This is a genomic window from Dyella lutea, from assembly GCF_024158035.1.
GTDB lineage: Bacteria > Pseudomonadota > Gammaproteobacteria > Xanthomonadales > Rhodanobacteraceae > Dyella_A > Dyella_A lutea.
Window position 1 is genome coordinate 177,361 of the sequence record NZ_JAMZEK010000005.1, and the last position, 15,559, is coordinate 192,919.

The 15,559-nt window shown below is 70.4% G+C and carries 16 protein-coding genes; 6 read left to right on the plus strand and 10 right to left on the minus strand.

All coding sequences use genetic code 11. The features are described from left to right. Positions 1-42: 42 nt before the first annotated feature. Together NC595_RS19550 and NC595_RS19555 are read right to left on the minus strand one after the other, a co-directional pair. On the minus strand, positions 43-357 hold the full coding sequence (locus NC595_RS19550) for a cell division protein ZapA (RefSeq protein WP_063673008.1): 315 nt from the start codon (positions 355-357) through the stop codon (positions 43-45). 1 nt (position 358) lies between these two features. After that, positions 359-583 carry a TIGR02449 family protein gene (locus tag NC595_RS19555; RefSeq protein ID WP_063673007.1) on the minus strand — a complete coding sequence of 75 codons (225 nt, stop codon included), beginning with the start codon at positions 581-583 and terminating at the stop codon, positions 359-361. A 100-nt stretch (positions 584-683) separates the two neighbouring features. Here NC595_RS19555 and NC595_RS19560 point away from each other — a divergent pair, with 100 nt between their 5' ends. Together NC595_RS19560 and NC595_RS19565 are read left to right on the plus strand one after the other, a co-directional pair. After that, positions 684-1,247 carry a UPF0149 family protein gene (locus tag NC595_RS19560; RefSeq protein WP_253569059.1) on the plus strand — a complete coding sequence of 188 codons (564 nt, stop codon included), beginning with the start codon at positions 684-686 and terminating at the stop codon, positions 1,245-1,247. Beyond that, positions 1,205-2,566 carry an aminopeptidase P N-terminal domain-containing protein gene (locus NC595_RS19565; protein ID WP_425493175.1) on the plus strand — a complete coding sequence of 454 codons (1,362 nt, stop codon included), beginning with the start codon at positions 1,205-1,207 and terminating at the stop codon, positions 2,564-2,566. The genes NC595_RS19560 and NC595_RS19565 overlap by 43 nt, the downstream gene beginning before the upstream one ends. 9 nt (positions 2,567-2,575) lie before the next feature. On the opposite strand, the gene NC595_RS19570 is transcribed toward NC595_RS19565, so the two are convergent. After that, positions 2,576-2,719: a hypothetical protein gene (locus NC595_RS19570; protein WP_253569060.1), complete on the minus strand. Its 144-nt coding sequence runs from the start codon at positions 2,717-2,719 to the stop codon at positions 2,576-2,578. 166 nt (positions 2,720-2,885) lie between these two features. Here NC595_RS19570 and NC595_RS19575 point away from each other — a divergent pair, with 166 nt between their 5' ends. Then, positions 2,886-4,262 carry a cytochrome ubiquinol oxidase subunit I gene (locus NC595_RS19575; protein WP_253569122.1) on the plus strand — a complete coding sequence of 459 codons (1,377 nt, stop codon included), beginning with the start codon at positions 2,886-2,888 and terminating at the stop codon, positions 4,260-4,262. A 4-nt stretch (positions 4,263-4,266) separates the two neighbouring features. Then, complete coding sequence (cydB, locus tag NC595_RS19580) at positions 4,267-5,277, plus strand: cytochrome d ubiquinol oxidase subunit II (RefSeq protein ID WP_253569061.1); 1,011 nt, start codon at positions 4,267-4,269, stop codon at positions 5,275-5,277. Between the two features lie 19 nt (positions 5,278-5,296). Here cydB and pepQ read toward each other — a convergent pair whose 3' ends face one another. The 3 genes from pepQ to NC595_RS19595 form a co-directional block, all read right to left on the minus strand. Then, positions 5,297-6,613, minus strand: a complete 1,317-nt coding sequence (pepQ, locus tag NC595_RS19585) for a Xaa-Pro dipeptidase (protein WP_253569062.1) — start codon at positions 6,611-6,613, stop codon at positions 5,297-5,299. Positions 6,614-6,734: 121 nt separating this feature from the next. Then, the gene (locus NC595_RS19590) at positions 6,735-7,088 is read right to left on the minus strand and encodes a PilZ domain-containing protein (protein ID WP_253569063.1); all 354 of its coding nucleotides are present in this window, start codon (positions 7,086-7,088) and stop codon (positions 6,735-6,737) included. 7 nt (positions 7,089-7,095) lie between these two features. Further along, on the minus strand, positions 7,096-9,486 hold the full coding sequence (locus NC595_RS19595) for a DUF1631 family protein (protein ID WP_256489716.1): 2,391 nt from the start codon (positions 9,484-9,486) through the stop codon (positions 7,096-7,098). Positions 9,487-9,637: 151 nt separating this feature from the next. On the opposite strand from NC595_RS19595, the gene NC595_RS19600 reads away from it, so the two are divergent. Both NC595_RS19600 and NC595_RS19605 read left to right on the plus strand, forming a co-directional pair. Beyond that, positions 9,638-10,540, plus strand: a complete 903-nt coding sequence (locus tag NC595_RS19600) for a PP2C family protein-serine/threonine phosphatase (protein WP_253569065.1) — start codon at positions 9,638-9,640, stop codon at positions 10,538-10,540. Continuing rightward, on the plus strand, positions 10,521-11,417 hold the full coding sequence (locus tag NC595_RS19605) for a LysM peptidoglycan-binding domain-containing protein (protein WP_253569066.1): 897 nt from the start codon (positions 10,521-10,523) through the stop codon (positions 11,415-11,417). Before NC595_RS19600 ends, NC595_RS19605 begins: the two co-directional genes overlap by 20 nt. A 6-nt stretch (positions 11,418-11,423) precedes the next feature. On the opposite strand, the gene NC595_RS19610 is transcribed toward NC595_RS19605, so the two are convergent. The 4 genes from NC595_RS19610 to rdgB all read right to left on the minus strand — a co-directional run bounded on the left by NC595_RS19610 (position 11,424) and on the right by rdgB (position 15,558). Next, positions 11,424-13,136 (minus strand): protein kinase domain-containing protein, encoded by a 1,713-nt coding sequence (locus NC595_RS19610; protein ID WP_253569067.1) that lies wholly within the window; start codon positions 13,134-13,136, stop codon positions 11,424-11,426. Then, complete coding sequence (locus tag NC595_RS19615) at positions 13,136-13,645, minus strand: FHA domain-containing protein (protein ID WP_253569068.1); 510 nt, start codon at positions 13,643-13,645, stop codon at positions 13,136-13,138. Before NC595_RS19615 ends, NC595_RS19610 begins: the two co-directional genes overlap by 1 nt. A 145-nt stretch (positions 13,646-13,790) precedes the next feature. Next, positions 13,791-14,957, minus strand: coding sequence for a radical SAM family heme chaperone HemW (hemW, locus tag NC595_RS19620; protein WP_253569069.1), 1,167 nt, complete (start codon positions 14,955-14,957; stop codon positions 13,791-13,793). 1 nt (position 14,958) lies between these two features. Next, the gene (gene rdgB, locus NC595_RS19625) at positions 14,959-15,558 is read right to left on the minus strand and encodes an RdgB/HAM1 family non-canonical purine NTP pyrophosphatase (protein ID WP_253569070.1); all 600 of its coding nucleotides are present in this window, start codon (positions 15,556-15,558) and stop codon (positions 14,959-14,961) included. Between the last annotated feature and the right edge of the window lies 1 nt (position 15,559).

Below are 15,559 nucleotides of genomic sequence, written 5' to 3' on the forward strand. Positions count from 1 at the left end.
CCAGCAACCGGTCATCGCTGTGTGCATGCCGGTGCGCGGGATTCAGCCGCGCGGCGGGGCAGGTTCGAGCGCCGCCTCGAGCTTGCGGCGCAGCGCGGCGATGCGGTCGGTCACGCTCTGGTCCGCGCCGGAGTGCTGCTTGCGCAACGCGAGAAACTCGTGCGTCACGCTGATCGCCGCCAGCACGGCGAGACGGTCGAAGCCCGGCGTCTTGGCGTTGGCGCGCAGCTCCCGCATCTTGCGGTCGAGATAGCTGGCCGCCTCCAGCAGCCCCTCGCGCTCTTCCGGGGCACAGGCAATCAGGAATTCGCGATCGATCAGTCGCAGCGCGACAGGTTCGCTGGCTGGAGCATTCATGTCAGCTGTTGTTCTCGAGGGCTTTCAGGCGCTGGATCATCGCTTCCACCCGGCCGCGCGCCTGCTCGTTGCGGGCCATCAGGCCGGCACGCTCGGTAGCGAGCTGCTCCTGGCTGTGGCGCAGGCTGCGGTTTTCTTCGGTCAGCCGCCGCACGGTGTCGACCAGCTGATCGACCTGGCGGTTCAGCGCATCGAGTTCCTGCTGGAGGTCGGGGGGCGTGCTCATGCCGGCAGACTATACCAGTGCGTTCGCCCAAAACAGCCGGCTGCGGCACGCTCCGTCGGCGAGGCGTTAGACTGCCGCTCCGATCCCCAAGGAGCCCGCCATGACGGCCCCCGCCCGCGTCGAATTCGACGACCTGGACGACCTGACCCATCGCCTGAAGCTGGCGACCGAACCCAGCGAGCTGGACGGCTCGGTCTGCGGATTCCTGGCGGCTGGCGGCCGCTTCGGCCGCCAGCCGGTGCTGGCCGTTCTTCAGCTGGATGGCGATGGCACCGCGCCGGCGGGCGCCGACGCGACTCTGCTCGATCGTCTGGCTCGGCAGGCGGCCACCCAGCTGGCGGATCCCGAGCTGGGGTTCGAGCCGCTGCTGCCGGAGGACGACCGTCCCCTCGCCGAGCGCGCGGAAGCGACGGTCGCCTGGTGCCGCGGCTTTCTCGGTGGCTTCGGTCTGGCCGGGGCGGACGCCCACGGCAAGCTGTCCGAGGAGGCGCAGGAGGTGCTGCGCGACCTGGCCACCATCGCCTCGTCCCAGCTCGATTTCGGTGACGAGTCCGAGGACGAGGATGCGCTGATCGAGGTGCACGAGTTCGTGCGCATGAGTGCGATGCTGCTGCACGCCGAGTGCGCCCGCGATCCGGCGGCCGGCAACGGCACGATCCACTGATTCCCAGTGCGGTGATCACGCCGGCCGAATTCGCCCGCCGCCGCCGCCAGCTGATGCACATGGCCGGCGAGGACGCCGTGGTGCTGGTCGCCGCGGCGCCCGAGCGCCTGCGCAATGCCGACGCGGCCTGGCCGTACCGGCAGGATTCGGATTTCCAGTACCTCGCCGGCTTTCCCGAGCCCGACGCGGTGCTCGCCCTGTTGCCCGGGCGCAAGCACGGCGAGGCGGTGCTGTTCTGCCGCGAGCGGGATGCGGAGCACGAGCGCTGGCACGGCGAGTCGATCGGCACCGAGCGCGCGGTCGGCGAGTACGGGATGGACGACGCCTTCCCGATCGACGACATCGACGACATCCTGCCGGGCATGATCGAGGGCCGCGCCCGGGTCTACTGCCATTTCGGCAGCGAGCCGCAGTTCGACGCGCAACTGCTTGCCTGGATGCGCCGCCTGCGCCAGCTGCGCGGTGGCGGCGTGGTGCCGAAGGAGTTCGTCGCACTGGGCCATCTGCTGCACGACCTGCGGCTGTTCAAGTCGCCGGCCGAGCTGAAGCTGATGCGCGCGGCGGCCGATGTCGCCGCCGACGCGCATCTGGCCGCGATGCGGGTCGCCCTGCCGGGGCGGCACGAATTCGAAGTGGAGGCCGAACTGCAGCGCGCGATGCGCCTGCGCGGCGCGGTCGCCTCGTTCCCGCCGATCGTCGCTGCTGGCGTCAACGCCTGCACCATGCACTACACCGCCAACCGCGCCCCGCTGCGCGACGGCGACCTGCTGCTGGTGGATGCCGGCGCCGAGGTCGATTGCTACGCCTCGGACATCAGCCGCACCTATCCGGTCGGCGGCCGCTGGACGCGCGAGCAGCGCGCGCTGTACGACATCGTGCTCACGGCCCAGCTGGCAGCGATCGACGAGGTGAAGCCAGGGCGGCCGTTCAACGCGGCGCACCTGGCCGCGGTGCAGGTGATCACCGAAGGCCTGTGCGCGCTGGGTCTGCTGCGCGAGGATCCGGAGACGGCGATCGCCACCGGCAGCTATCGCCACTTTTTCCCGGCCAAGACCGGCCACTGGCTTGGCATGGACGTGCACGACGTGGGCGACTACCGCATCGACGGCGAGCCGCGCGTGCTGGAGCCGGGCATGGTGGTGACGGTGGAGCCGGGTATCTACGTGCCGCCGGGCGACCGTGACGTTCCCGAACGCTGGCGCGGGATCGGCATCCGCATCGAGGACGACGTGGCGGTCACCCGCCGCGGCCACGAGGTGCTTACCGCCGCCGTGCCGAAGGAGCCGGAAGCGCTCGAGGCGTTGCTCGCCGCGCGCTGACCGGCCCCCTCAGCGGGACGCGCTGAACAGCATCCAGCCCAGCGCCGCCGCGGCGACCAGCTTGGCCAGCAACACTGGCAGCACTTCGCGCCACGGCGACGCGGCCGGCCGGCGCCGACGGTGCGGGTCGGGACGCGGGCCGGCCATGCTCATCGGATCTCCACGCGGGGCTCGTCAGACTACCGCGTCGATGTCCTGCCGTGGCGCCTCCGCGCGCCGGCGCGGTCGATGGCCGCGAGGCGTTTCGTCGCGCGGTGGACCCGTTCGCCGCACGCCGACGTACAGGCCATCGGACCGCAAGCGCGAGGAGTCGATCATGTTGACGGCCGAGTTCCTGTCACGACTGCAGTTTGCCTTCGTCGTGTCCTTCCACATCCTGTTCCCGGCGTTCTCGATCGGGCTGGCCTCGTGGCTGGCCTTCCTGGAGGCGGTGTGGCTGGTCAGGCGCACCGATCCGTGGCGCGACCTGTACTTCTTCTGGCTGAAGATCTTCGCCGTGGCCTTCGGCATGGGCGTGGTGTCGGGCATCGTGATGAGCTTCCAGTTCGGTACCAACTGGGCGGGCTTCTCCGAGGCCGCGGGCAACGTGATCGGCCCGTTGCTCAACTACGAGGTGCTGACTGCGTTCTTCCTCGAGGCGACGTTCCTCGGCGTGATGCTGTTCGGCTGGCGCAAGGTCAGCGACCGCACGCACTTCTTCGCTACCTGCATGGTGGCGCTGGGAACGCTGATATCGACCTTCTGGATCATGGCGGCGAACAGCTGGATGCAGACCCCGGCCGGCTACGCGTTGCGCGACGGCGTGTTCTACCCGGACGACTGGATGAAGGTGATCTTCAACCCGTCCTTCCCGGTGCGCCTGCCGCACATGGTGCTGGGCGCGTTCATCTCCACCGCGATGGTGATCGGCGGCGTCTCTGCGTGGTACCTGCTGAAGGGTCGCTTCGCGGACAAGTCGCGCGCGACCCTGAAACTGGCGCTGGCCTTCCTCGCCATCGTGATCCCGGTGCAGATCGTGGTCGGCGACATGAGCGGGCTGGAGGTGCACCGGAACCAGCCGGCCAAGCTGGCGGCGATCGAGGCGCGCTGGGAAACCCGCCGCGACGTGCCGCTGACGCTGTTCGCCTGGCCGGACGAGCAGGCGCAGGCCAACCGCTATGCGATCGACGTGCCGCGGCTTGGCAGCATCATCCTCACCCACAGCCTGCATGGCGAGGTGAAGGGCCTGCAGGATTTCCCCGCCGACCAGCGGCCGCCGGTGGCGATCCCGTTCTTCTCCTTCCGAATCATGGTCGGCCTGGGTTTCGCGATGCTGGGCCTGGCGCTGATCGGCCTGTGGCGCTGGCGCCGCGGCACGCTGGAAAAGCCCTGGTACCTGCGGGCGTGGGTGGTGATGATCCCGTCCGGCTTCGTCGCCGTGCTGACCGGCTGGTGGGTGGCCGAGGTCGGTCGCCAGCCGTGGGTGGTGTACGGCGTGATGCGCACCTCCGAGGCGTCCAGCCCCCTGCCGGTGGGCAGCGTGATGGCCTCGCTGGCGACCTTCGTGGTGGTGTACCTGGGCATCTTCGGCGCCGGGCTGTACTACCTGGTGAAGCTGTTCCGTACCGGACCGGTGCCGGCACCGGTGCGCGAGGCGGCGCCGCACCAGACGCCGGCCCGTCCGCTCTCGGTGCCGCAGGACGCGATCGAGGAGTAGGGCGATGGAACTGGCGACCGTGCTTCCCGTGGTGTGGTACTTCATCATCGGCTTCGGCGTGATGATGTACGTGCTGCTGGACGGCTTCGTGCTGGGGCTGGGCATCCTCAGCCCGTTCGCCGACGACGAACACCAGCGCGACCATATGATGAACACCGCCGCGCCGATCTGGGACGGCAACGAGACCTGGCTGGTGCTCGGCGGCGCGGGCCTGCTGGCGGCCTTTCCCAGGGCCTATGCGCTGGTCCTGTCCAGCCTGTACCTGCCGATCCTGCTCATGCTGATCGCGCTGATCTTCCGCGGGGTCGCCTTCGAGTTCCGCTTCAAGGCGCACACCTCGCGCTGGCTATGGGGGCTGGCCTTCCACGTCGGCTCGGTGCTGGCGGCCTTCGCCCAGGGCGTGATCCTCGGCGCGCTGGTGGACGGCATCGCGCCGCTGCCGCCGGGACAGGTGCACGGCGCATTCGACTGGTTCAGCCCGTTCGCGGTGATGACCGGGGTCGCGGTGGTGTGCGGCTACGCGCTGCTGGGCGCGACCTGGCTGATCCTCAAGACCGAGGGCCGCGTGCAGCAGATCGCCTTCGACCTCACCCGCCCGCTGATGGTCGCGGTGATCGTGTTCATGCTGATCGTCAGCGCATCGCTGCCGACGCTGCATTCAGCGCTGATGCATCGCTGGTTCACCGGCGGCAACTTCCTCTACCTGTCGCCGGTGCCGCTGCTCACCGCGGTGTGCGCGGTGATGCTGTGGCGCTCGGTGATCCACCGGCGCGAGGCGCAGCCGTTCGTCTACGCCCTCGGCTTGTTCCTGCTCGGCTTCATCGGTCTGGTGGTGGGCATCTGGCCGAACATCGTGCCGCCGGCGCTGAGCATCTGGGCGGCCGCCTCGCCCCCGTCCTCGCAGGGCTTCGTGCTGGTCGGCGCGGCGTTCCTGATCCCCGCGGTGCTCGCGTATACCGTGTACTCGTACCGCGTGTTCCGCGGCAAGCTGGCGGGCGACGCGGGCTACCACTGAGGCCGCGCCGCCCGGCCGGTCAGCCGAGCGCGGCGAAGGCGTCGCGGGTGAGGTTCTCCGGGGCGCCGTCGGTGCACACCACATCGTCCTCGATGCGGATGCCGCCATAGGGCTTGAGCGCCTCGACCTTCGCCCAGTCGATGTCCTTGCCCGCCGGGCCCTGGCGCACTTCCTCCAGCAGCATGTCGATGAAGTACAGCCCCGGCTCGATGGTGACCACCATGCCCGGCTCGAGCGGGCGGGTCATGCGCAGGAACGGGTGACCGTCCGGGCGGGGGATGGTGTCGCCGCGGTCGTTCCTGGCGAAGCCGGCCACGTCGTGTACCTGCAGGCCGATCGAATGGCCCAGCCCGTGCGGGAAGAACGCGCGGGTCACTCCGCTTTCCACTGCGGCCTCGGTGCTCATGTGCACGAGGCCGTGCTCCTTCAGTACGCCGGCGAGCTGGTGGTGGGCGCGCACATGCAGCTGCGCGTAGTCCACCCCTGCCCTCACGCTGGCCACCTGGGCCTGCTGCACGGCATCCATCGCGTCGATCAACGCCTGGAAATCCTCATGGCCGGCGGCGGCATGGGTGCGGGTGATGTCGCTGGCGTAGCCGCAGGCGCTGGCACCGGCATCGATCAGCAGCGAGCGTGACTCGGCCGGGCGCGTGCGCCCCAGCGCCATGTAGTGCAGCACGGCGCCGTGCTCGTTGAGGCCGACGATGCTGGAGTAGGGCAGCTCGGCGTCGGTCTGCCCGGCGGCGGCGAGATAAGCCTGATGAATGCCCAGCTCGCTCTCGCCGGCGCGGAACGCCCGTTCGGCGGCGCGGTGGGCGCGCGCGCCGATGCGGCTGGCCTCGCGCATCAGCGCAAGCTCGTACGGCGACTTGTAGGCGCGGTAGTAGTGCAGGTAATCCAGCACCGCCTTCGGGTTGTTCGCCTTCACGCCTTCGATCGGCGGGCATGCTTCGGCGATCACCGCGGCGTTTTGCTTCGGCAACTGCGCGATCGCCTCTTCGGCGGTCCGCACGGTGACGATGTCGAAGTGCTCCACCCAGTAGCCGGCCGGTGCCTCGGGCACCACGTGCCAGTAGTCGCGCGGCTGCAGGAACACCAGCTTCGGCTTCGTGCCCGGCGTGTAGGCGATCCAGCTGCCCGGCGCGTCGGTCAGCGGCACCCAGTGCTTGAACGGCGGATTCACCGCGTACGGATAGTGGTTGTCGTCGAGGAACTTTGTGCGCGGCTGTCCGGCGGCCACCAGCAGGTGATCGAAGCCGCCGCGCGCGAGCGCCTGGTCGGCGCGCTCGCGCAGCGTGGCCAGATGACGGGCGTACAGGGGAGCGAGATCGGTCATGGGGCGGGGTCCTTTCGACGGGGCGCCGCGGACGTCGCGCGGTGCCGTGGGGACGCGCAGGGTACGCGTGGGCCTTCCATGATCGCAAAGCGCTGCCGGGTCATGCCACCCGGGAGCCGGTTCAGTGGGGCAGGGCCAGCCAGCGTTCGAGCGCGGCCGTGTCCTCCTTGCCGATGGCGATGATGCGGAAGCCGGCCCAGACCTGGCCGGAGGCGGCAGGGCGTTCCTGCCACTGGGCCTGCACCCCGACCTCGATGTGCTGCGGCTGCGGGCCGAGTCCGTGCAGCGGCAGTTGCACCTGGTAGATCGCCTCGTCGCGCGGTGCCTGCTGGCAGATCAGCAGCATGCCGCCGGCCGAGAGGTTGCCGAGAAAGCCCATCGGCTTGCCGGCGATCACATCGGTGACCACGGCGGTGAAATTGACGCGCTTGCGTTCGGCGCGGCGCTGCTCGCTGGACGGGAACGGAGGGTTCATGGCGGCCTCAATATGCCGTCCGGCCGGGGCGGCCGTTCGGTGTGCGCAGCAGGTTGCCGGTGAGCGAGTGCCAGGCGCGGTCCAGGAGCGATTCCTTCATCTCGCCCAGCTCGCGTACGCGGCCCTTGACGATCTCGTGCGCCAGCTGCGGCAGGCTGATGTCGTCGGTGCGGATGCCGCGACGATTCACGAACAGGGTCTGTCCGGACACCGGTGAGAACCAGGCCAGCTTGCGCTGGCTGGTCTTGCCGGTCTTGCGGTCGGTGAACTCGAACCAGCGGCCGAACGGGAGCAGGCGCAGCCGCTCCTGTGTCTCGATCTCGCGCGGATCCACCACAGGCTCGCGCCGCGCCGGTGGTCGTGTCGTCGGCTCCCTGCGCTCGCGCCCCGTCTTCGCCGGCGACTCCGCTGCCGCCGGCGTCGTCCCCGCCGTTGCCGCCGCCGCTGGCGGCGCGGTGGGGGCCGCCACGGGCGCCGCCGGCTGCTGGTGCTCACCGAGCCGCTGGTGCTGCTTCAGGCGCAGCGCCAGATCGGTGGTGCTCAGCGTCTCGCCTCCGGCCATCGGGGCCGGTGCGTCGCCCGGGTTCACCAGGCGCTGGGCCACCTGGATCGCTTCCTCGTGGTGCATGCCGATCTGCTGCAGGCCGGCCTCGACGTCCGCCTGCAGTTGCGCCCGGTCGACGACCGGCTTGCGCCCGAGCAACTGGTCGGTGATGAGCAACTGCGCGGCTACCGCGTCGCTGTCCTCGCCGTGGCGCAGGATGGTCAGCGCCAGTACGTCGGACCAGGCGCGATCGAGCAGGGCTCGCAGCAGGCCGCGCGGCGGGTCGTGGGCGAAGCGTTCGCCGATCAGCTTCGCTGCCCGCTGGCGCGCCTGGTCGAGCCGCTCGCGTCCCTGCATCGCCTCGATGTGGCGTCGTTCGGTCGCCTGCGCCTTGCGCGTGAGCAGTGTGAGGTGCTGCTGGATGTCGGCCAGCAGTGCCGTGTACAGCCCCGCGCTGGGCGGCTCGCGATTGGCGCGTTCCACCAGCTGTTCGAGCTTGGCACGCAGATGTCGGTCGGCATCGCTGCCGGAATCGTCCAGCCAGTCGTTGGCCACTTCGGTGACGGTGCCCAGCAACTGGCGGGCGGGGTGCTCCTTCTGGTCGAAGAAGTTGCGGTCGCTGACCGCCATGCGCAGCACCGGCAACTGCAGGCCGCCGAGCAGCGCGTGCGTGCCTTCGCTGTGCTGGGTCTGCTGCGACAGTTGCTCGAACAGCATCGAGACCAGCTCGACCGTGTCCCCTTGCTCGGCACTCAGGCCCGTGCGGGGCGCGTCCACGGGTTTGTCCGCGTTGAGCTGAGTCAGCAGCTCCTCGCGCAGCAGCTGCGCGCTGCGCAGTTCGCGGGTGGCCTTGTCGGCGACCAGGGAGAGATGCTTCTGCAGCGCGGACAGGGCGGTCTGCAGCTCCTCCGGCGTGGCCGCTTCGACCGGCTCGCCGCCATAGGCGGCCGGGCTGCGCCGACGTCGCGCGAGGAGTTCGCGCAGGCTATCGAGCACCGCGATCGGCTCGTCCGCATGGGCGTGATCGGACGATGCGCCTGCGACGATGTTCGACCCGGGGGCTGTTGCTGCCGGCGCGGCGGCCGACGGCGTGCCGGCGATTCCGGCTGCTCCGACGCTGCGGGCCGGGGCGGCGGCGGGACGCACCAACGGGTAGGGACGCAGGAGCGGCAGGATGCCCTCCTTTTCCAGCATGGCGTTGAGCGCACCGTAGAACCCGGACAATTCCGGCAGCAGCGCCGTCTCCAGGCAGCGCAACAGCAACAGGTCGTGTTCGACCGGCAGCTCGATGGCCGCGGTGGCGCTGCGCAGCGCGCGCGCCAGGGTCAGCGGTCCCACGGGGATGGCGCCGCCCTCCAGCGGCGGCGCAGCGACCAGCACGGCAAGCCGGTAGCCCAGTTCGTACAGGGCACCGCCGCCCCGGGCTTCACCGCGGGAGGCCAGCTTGTCGAGCGCGACCGTCATCTCGTGCTCGGTGGTGTCCACCAGGCTCAGCTGCAGCAGCCTGGGTTCGTCCGTGGCGCTGGGCCCGGTAACGGGGCCGAGCTTCTGGAAGGCTTCGCCAATGCGTGCGAGGAAGCGGGCCTCGAGCGCACCGCGTTCGGCCATGACGCGCTGGCGCACGTTGAAATGGCGCTGCTGGTCGAACGGATCGCGGGCACTTTCGGACAGGGCGAACAGCTGGCGCTCGAGTTCGTCGAGGCAGGCCCGCACCGGCTGCTTGAGCCAGTCGGTGCTCATCGTCTGGCAGCGTTCGATCAGGCGACGCGCGCGCCCCGACCACTGGTCGCTCGGTCGCCCGTGACCGCCGCCTTGCGGCGACGGCTGGCCTGGCTCATGCGGTTCTACATCCATGGCTGACCTTGAGAACTCCCCCCGGGGCGACGAGTCTATGCCGGATACGTCGGTTACGTCACGATCCTGGAGGTCGGCGGAAGGCAGCGTGTCGCAACCCCCTTATCGTAGGCCCACGACAACGGCGTGGACGGAGGGGCGGTAGCAACCGGTGGAGCAGCAGATCGACATCGCGACGATCGACGCACCGTGCTGGGGCACGGTCGGCGCCGGGCGCTGCCGGGGTGGGCGACCCAGCCAGCAGGACGACCTGGTGTGCCTGCACGATCCGCTCTCCTCCACCTGGCTGCTGGTATTGGCCGACGGCATGGGCGGGGAGGGTGCCGGCGAGCTGGCTTCGGCGGGGGTGATCGCCGCCGCGAAGTCGCTCTGGACGCGGAGTGACTGGCGCAACCTGCCCGGCGCCGTGTTCCTCGAGCAGTTCTGCCAGGACGCGCATCTCGAATTGCTGCGACGTGGGGCGTCGCTGGCCAATGCCTCGCCCCGCGCGACCGTCGTGGCGCTGCTTCTGAAGGGCCGACACGCCTTCTGGGCCCATGTCGGCGACAGTCGCCTCTACCGTATCGAGCACCACCGCGTCGTGGGCTGCACGGAGGACCACAGTCTGGTGCAGGAGCGCGTCCGGCGCGGCGAACTGGCCGCCGACCAGGCGGGCAGCGCGCCGGACCAGCATCAGTTGCTGCGGGGGCTGGGCGGAGCGCGTCGGCCGGAGGTCGAGCACGGCTACGCGCCGCGGCGGCGTGACCAGCGCTTCGCCCTGTGCAGCGATGGCGTGTGGGCGCATCTGTCCGGACCGGAGCTGGCCGCGTTCACCGACTATGCCGACCCATCGCTCGCCGTGCGCGAGGCGCTCTCGCTGGTGCTGCGCCGGGGAGGGGGAGAAGGCGACAATGCCGCCCTCATCCTGGTCCGTGCGGAGCCGGCCCCTTTTCACCTGCTCGCGTCGATGCGGCGCGCATGGTCCAGGGTCCTTGGCAGGTTCGCCGTCCCCGGGCATACCCGTGCCCCATCTTCCGGTCGACAGGTTTCGTTGCATGACTCTGAGCCACGTTGATTCTTCCACCCGTCATGTGCCTGGTTCGGCCCGGCGCCTGGTCTGGCTGCCCATGCTGCTGGCCCTCGGCGGCTGTGCCCAGCTGCAGGGCCTGTTGCATCCGCCGCCGAAGGTCGCGCCGGCCCCGGCTGCACCGCCTCCGGCACCCGTGGCGGCCCCGGCTCCCCCGCCGGTCGAGCTGCATCCGTTGGCCTGGATCGTCAACCGGCAGCTGCAGCGTGGTCACTACGAGGAGGGCGAGCGCTACCTCCGCCGCTACCTCGAGGCTCATCCCGATGACCGCGCCGCCGAGGATCTGCTGCACCAGCTCACCGACGATCCGCGCGAACGGCTCGGTCCACCGGCGCAGGTCCACGAGGTGCAGGCGGGAGAGTCGTTCAGCACCCTGGCCAGGCGCTATCTCGGCGACGGCCGCCAGTTCCTGATCCTGGCCCGCTACAACGGATCGGACGACCCGTCCCGCCTGTGGGTGGGGCAGAAGGTGAAGTTGCCGAAGAGCCGACGGGTCGCGGCGCGATCGCCCGCTCCGGCCGTGGCTGAAGCGTCGTCCGGTTCGGCTGCCGCCCGGTCACAGGCGTTGCAGCGCGAGAGCCTGTCGTTGCTGCGTGCCGGTCGGGAGACCCAGGCGCTGGCGAAACTGGACGATGCGCTGAAGGAAGACCCGGGCCTGGCTTCGGATCGGGGGGCTGCCGACGCGCTGCGCCAGCAGTTGGTGTCCACCTGCCACGAACGGGCCATCGTGCTGTATCGCGACCAGAAGCTGACGCCGGCGATCGCCCTGTGGGACCGCGTGCTGGCGATCGAGCCGGGCTACGAGCCGGCGATCGCCTACCGTGCGCGGGCGCTGGAGCTGCAGCGCCGCCTCAAGCAGCTCTGAACGGGATTACTCGCCCAGGGACGGGCGGGTGCGGGTGGTTGGTGGCCGATGACCGCCTTCCAGCGAGGCCACCGCTCCAGGCAATCGCTGCGTGCGCGTGGCCAGGGGCCGTCGCTGGCGGGACTGCAGCGCACCGGCCATCAGGTTGAAGGCGGCGAACAGGCGTCCCAGCTCGTCCTGTCGCACCAGCCGGATGCGATAACGCAGATCGCCACGCGCCACCCGCAGCATGGCGTCGCCGATCAGGGCGAGCGGACCGAGCAGGCGACGGAACAGGACATAGGCGGCGAACAGCACCGCGACCAGGGTGACACCCAGTACGGTCGCGATCACCCCGAGGGTGGTCCTCTGCGCGGCACGCAGCGGCGTGCGGCTGATCCCCAGCCGCAGGGTGCCGACGTTGGCCGCCTGGTACTGGATCGGTGCGTTGAACAGCAGCAGGCCGTCGCCGCCCCCTCGGTCTTCGCGGTAGCTGTCGATGTCGCCGCGGCGTGCCAGCGGCGTCGCGGGAAGCGCCGGCAGGCCTTGCCCCACCTCCTGCGGCTGTGTGCTGGCCACCACCTGGCCGTCGCGGTCGGCGATCGCCAGGTAGCGGATCTGGTGGTTGCGGGCCATGTCCTCGACCAGCGCCCGGGTGGCGGCATGGTCACCCAGCAGCAGGTCTTCGGCAGACTCGCTGGCGACCATGCGACCGAGCGAGCTGCCGAAATCCAGCGCCAGCCCGCTCACCGCGCGGCCCTGCATGGCGTAGATCGCGATCATGCCGACCAGCAGCACCAGGCTGAGCGTGACACCGAGCAGGGCAGACCAGCGCAGCCGCAGCGACACGATGCGCCCCACCAGTGGCTGCTCGTGCAGACGCTCGTACTCGCGCTTGGCCAGTTGCAGGTCCGCCACCACCTCGCTGCCGCGCTGATAGCGGGTGGCCGCGTCCGGCGCCAGCAGGGTGTGCACGATGTCGATCAGGATCGACGGCGCCGCCACGTCCATCGGCTCCAGCGGCGGCAGTGGCGACTGCTGGCGTTCCTCGATCAGGCGCAGCACGTCCTCGGTTTCGCTCCAGGGCAGGCGCCCGGCCAGCAGCCAGTAAAGCACCACGCCGAGCGAGTACAGGTCGCTGCGGGCGTCGGTCGGCTCGCCGCGCAGGTGCTCCGGCGCCATGTAGGCCGGGGTGCCGCCGACCTCGGTGCGCGGGCCGCCGCTGTTGCGCTGCGCGCCGCGCCGCTCGGCGATGCCGAAGTCGGCGATCTTGGCGTGGCGCCAGCCGTCGGCCAGCATGATGTTTTCCGGCTTGATGTCGTGGTGCACCACGCCGTGGGCGTGGGCGTAGTCCAGCGCCGAGGCCATCTGGATTGCCAGTTCGATCACGGTCGGCAACGGTGGCAGGCCGTCCTTCGCAGCCCGGCTGGCCAGGGTGTCGCCGGACAGCCGCTCCATCGCGATGTAGGGGCGGCCGTCGTCGGTCTGGCCGGCATCGAACAGGGTGACGATGTGCGGATGGCTCAGGTGGCCGGCCGCACGTGCCTCGACCAGGAAGCGGCGCCGGTAGCCCTCGTCCGCCGCCACGCCCGCATGCAGGCACTTGATCGCCACTTCGCGTTCGATCTGCGGATCGTAGCCGGCATAGACCACCGCCATCGCGCCCGTGCCGAGCACGCCCTCGATGCGGTAGCGGCCCAGCATCTTCGGCCGCTGCGGATCGCGGACGGCCGAGAGCATCAGTGCAGCCACCAGGCCAGAGCGCCGATGCCGGCAAGAAGCAGAGCCACGCCGGCGATCCAGGCCGTGCGGCCGAACCGGCCGACCCCGCGCTCGCGGGTCAGGAATACGAATTCCGCCTGGCCGAGGCGGATGCGGTCGCCATGGCGCAGGATCGCCTCGTGCACGCGGCGGCCGTTGACGAACACGCCGTTGGTCGACAGCGTATTCATGATCACGTAGTGGCCTTGCTGGTTGATCAGCCAGGCGTGCGAGGCCGAGACGCTGGGGTCGTCCAGCACGATGTCGTTGTCGCTGCGTCGACCGATGGTCTGCTTGCCGGTGCGCAGCGGGAAGCGCAGCTTGTCGAAGCCCGGCCCGCGTCCGGCCAGCACCGGCTGGGCCACGCTGGCGCGCTCCTCCACCGGTGGCGAGAAGGCGACCGCGTACTCGCGCAGTTCCTCGGCGGTGAACAGGCGGGTGCCTTGCGTGCCGGAGAGACGGCCATGGGTGGGAGCGGGTCCGTTCATGCGTGGAAGAGCGCCTTGCGTGGGTGAAAGGAGGCTTCCTGCCGGTGTGCGTCGTCGGTGCCGTCCTGTGACGGATCCTTGAAGTGGAACTTGAGCAAGTTGCGCGAAGTGCCGGCGTGACGGGCGGCACAGTCCTGACAGTCGGTCAGGATAGGAAGGCGCCGATGGCATCGTTGAGGAAGCGCTGGCCCAGCGGCGTGGTGGCGAGCCGGGCCGGATCGTCGATCAGCCAGCCGCGCCTGCGGGCGTCTGCGAGGGGGACGGCAATGCGCTCGGGCTGCAGGCCGGTGAAGGCGGTGAATTCGTCCATCGGTACGCCATCGATCAGGCGCAGCGCGTTGAGCATGTATTCGAACGGCAGTTCGTCGGCGTCGACGGCCTGGTCGCCGCCAATGCGGGCCGGGCCCCCGGCCGCTTCCAGATAGGTGCGGGGCAGCCGCTGCTTCCAGCGTCGGTGGACCTGTCCGGCGGCTGCATCGGTGAGCTTGCCGTGCGCGCCGGCACCGATGCCCAGGTAGTCGCCGAAGCGCCAGTAGTTGAGGTTGTGCGTGCAGCGCCGGTCGGGCCGCGCATAGGCGGAGATCTCGTACTGGCGGTAGCCGGCGTCGGCGAGTGCGGCCTCGCAGGCTTCCTGCATCGCCCATGCGTGATCGTCGTCCGGCAGTGGCGGCGGGTTGGCGGCGAACGCGGTGTTCGGCTCCAGCGTGAGCTGGTAATGCGAGAGGTGCGTGGGCGCGAGCGCCACGGCGCGCGCCACGTCGGCCAGGGCGTCGTCCAGCGTCTGCTCGGGCAACGCGTACATCAGGTCGAGGTTGATGTTGGCGTAGCCGGCATCCTGCGCGGACTTCACCGCGGCCTCGGCCTCGGCGGCCGAATGGATGCGGCCGAGCCGCTTGAGCTTGTCGTCGTCGAAGCTCTGGATGCCGAAGGACAGCCGGTTGACCCCGGCGGCGAGGTAGCCGTCGAAGCGGCCGTGCTCGACGGTGCCGGGGTTGGTCTCCAGCGTGATCTCGGCCTCGTCGACGAACGGCAGTCGCACGCGGGCGCCATCGAGGAAGCGGGCAATGAGCTTAGGCGCGAACAGGCTGGGCGTGCCGCCGCCGAAGAACACGCTGACGATCGGGCGCCCGTGCAGCGCGGCGCCGAAGTCGGCCAGGTCGGCGTCGAGGTCGGCCAGCAGCACGTCGATGTAGTCGGCGTAGGGCGGCGGCGCGTCGCGCAGGCCGTGCGAGTTGAAATCGCAGTACGGGCACTTCTTCACGCACCACGGCATGTGCACGTACAGCGACAGCGGCGGCGCGATCAGGGCCATGTCAGGCGGCGAGGTCGCCCAGCCGTGCGCGCAGCTGGTCCAGTGCCTGGCCGCGGTGGCTGATCCGGTTCTTCAGCGCCTTGTCCAGCTCGGCCGCGCCGAGCGTGTGACCGTCGGGCAGGAACAGCGGGTCGTAGCCGAACCCGCCCTCGCCGCGCGGCGCATGCAGCACGCGGCCGTGCCAGCGGCCCTCGGCGACCAGCGGGGCCGGATCGTCGGCGTGGCGCAGCAGCACCAGCACGCAGATGAAGAAGGCGCGGCGATCGGCATCGGGGCGGCCGTCCAGTGCGCGCAGCAGCTTGGCATTGTTTGCGGCGCTGTCGCCGTGGCCGCCGGCATAGCGCGCCGAGTAAAGGCCGGGCGCGCCGCCGAGGGCGTCCACGCACAGGCCGGAGTCGTCGGCCAGCGCGGGCAGGCCGGTGACGCGGGCGGCATGGCGCGCCTTGAGCAGGGCGTTCTCGACGAAGGTGAGGCCGGTCTCCTCGACGTCCTCCACGCCCAGCTCGCCCTGTGCGACGACCTCGAAGTCGGCGTCGGCCAGCAGGTGGCCGAACTCGGCCAGCTTGCCGCGATTGCCGCTGGCCAGGACGATGCGGCCCATC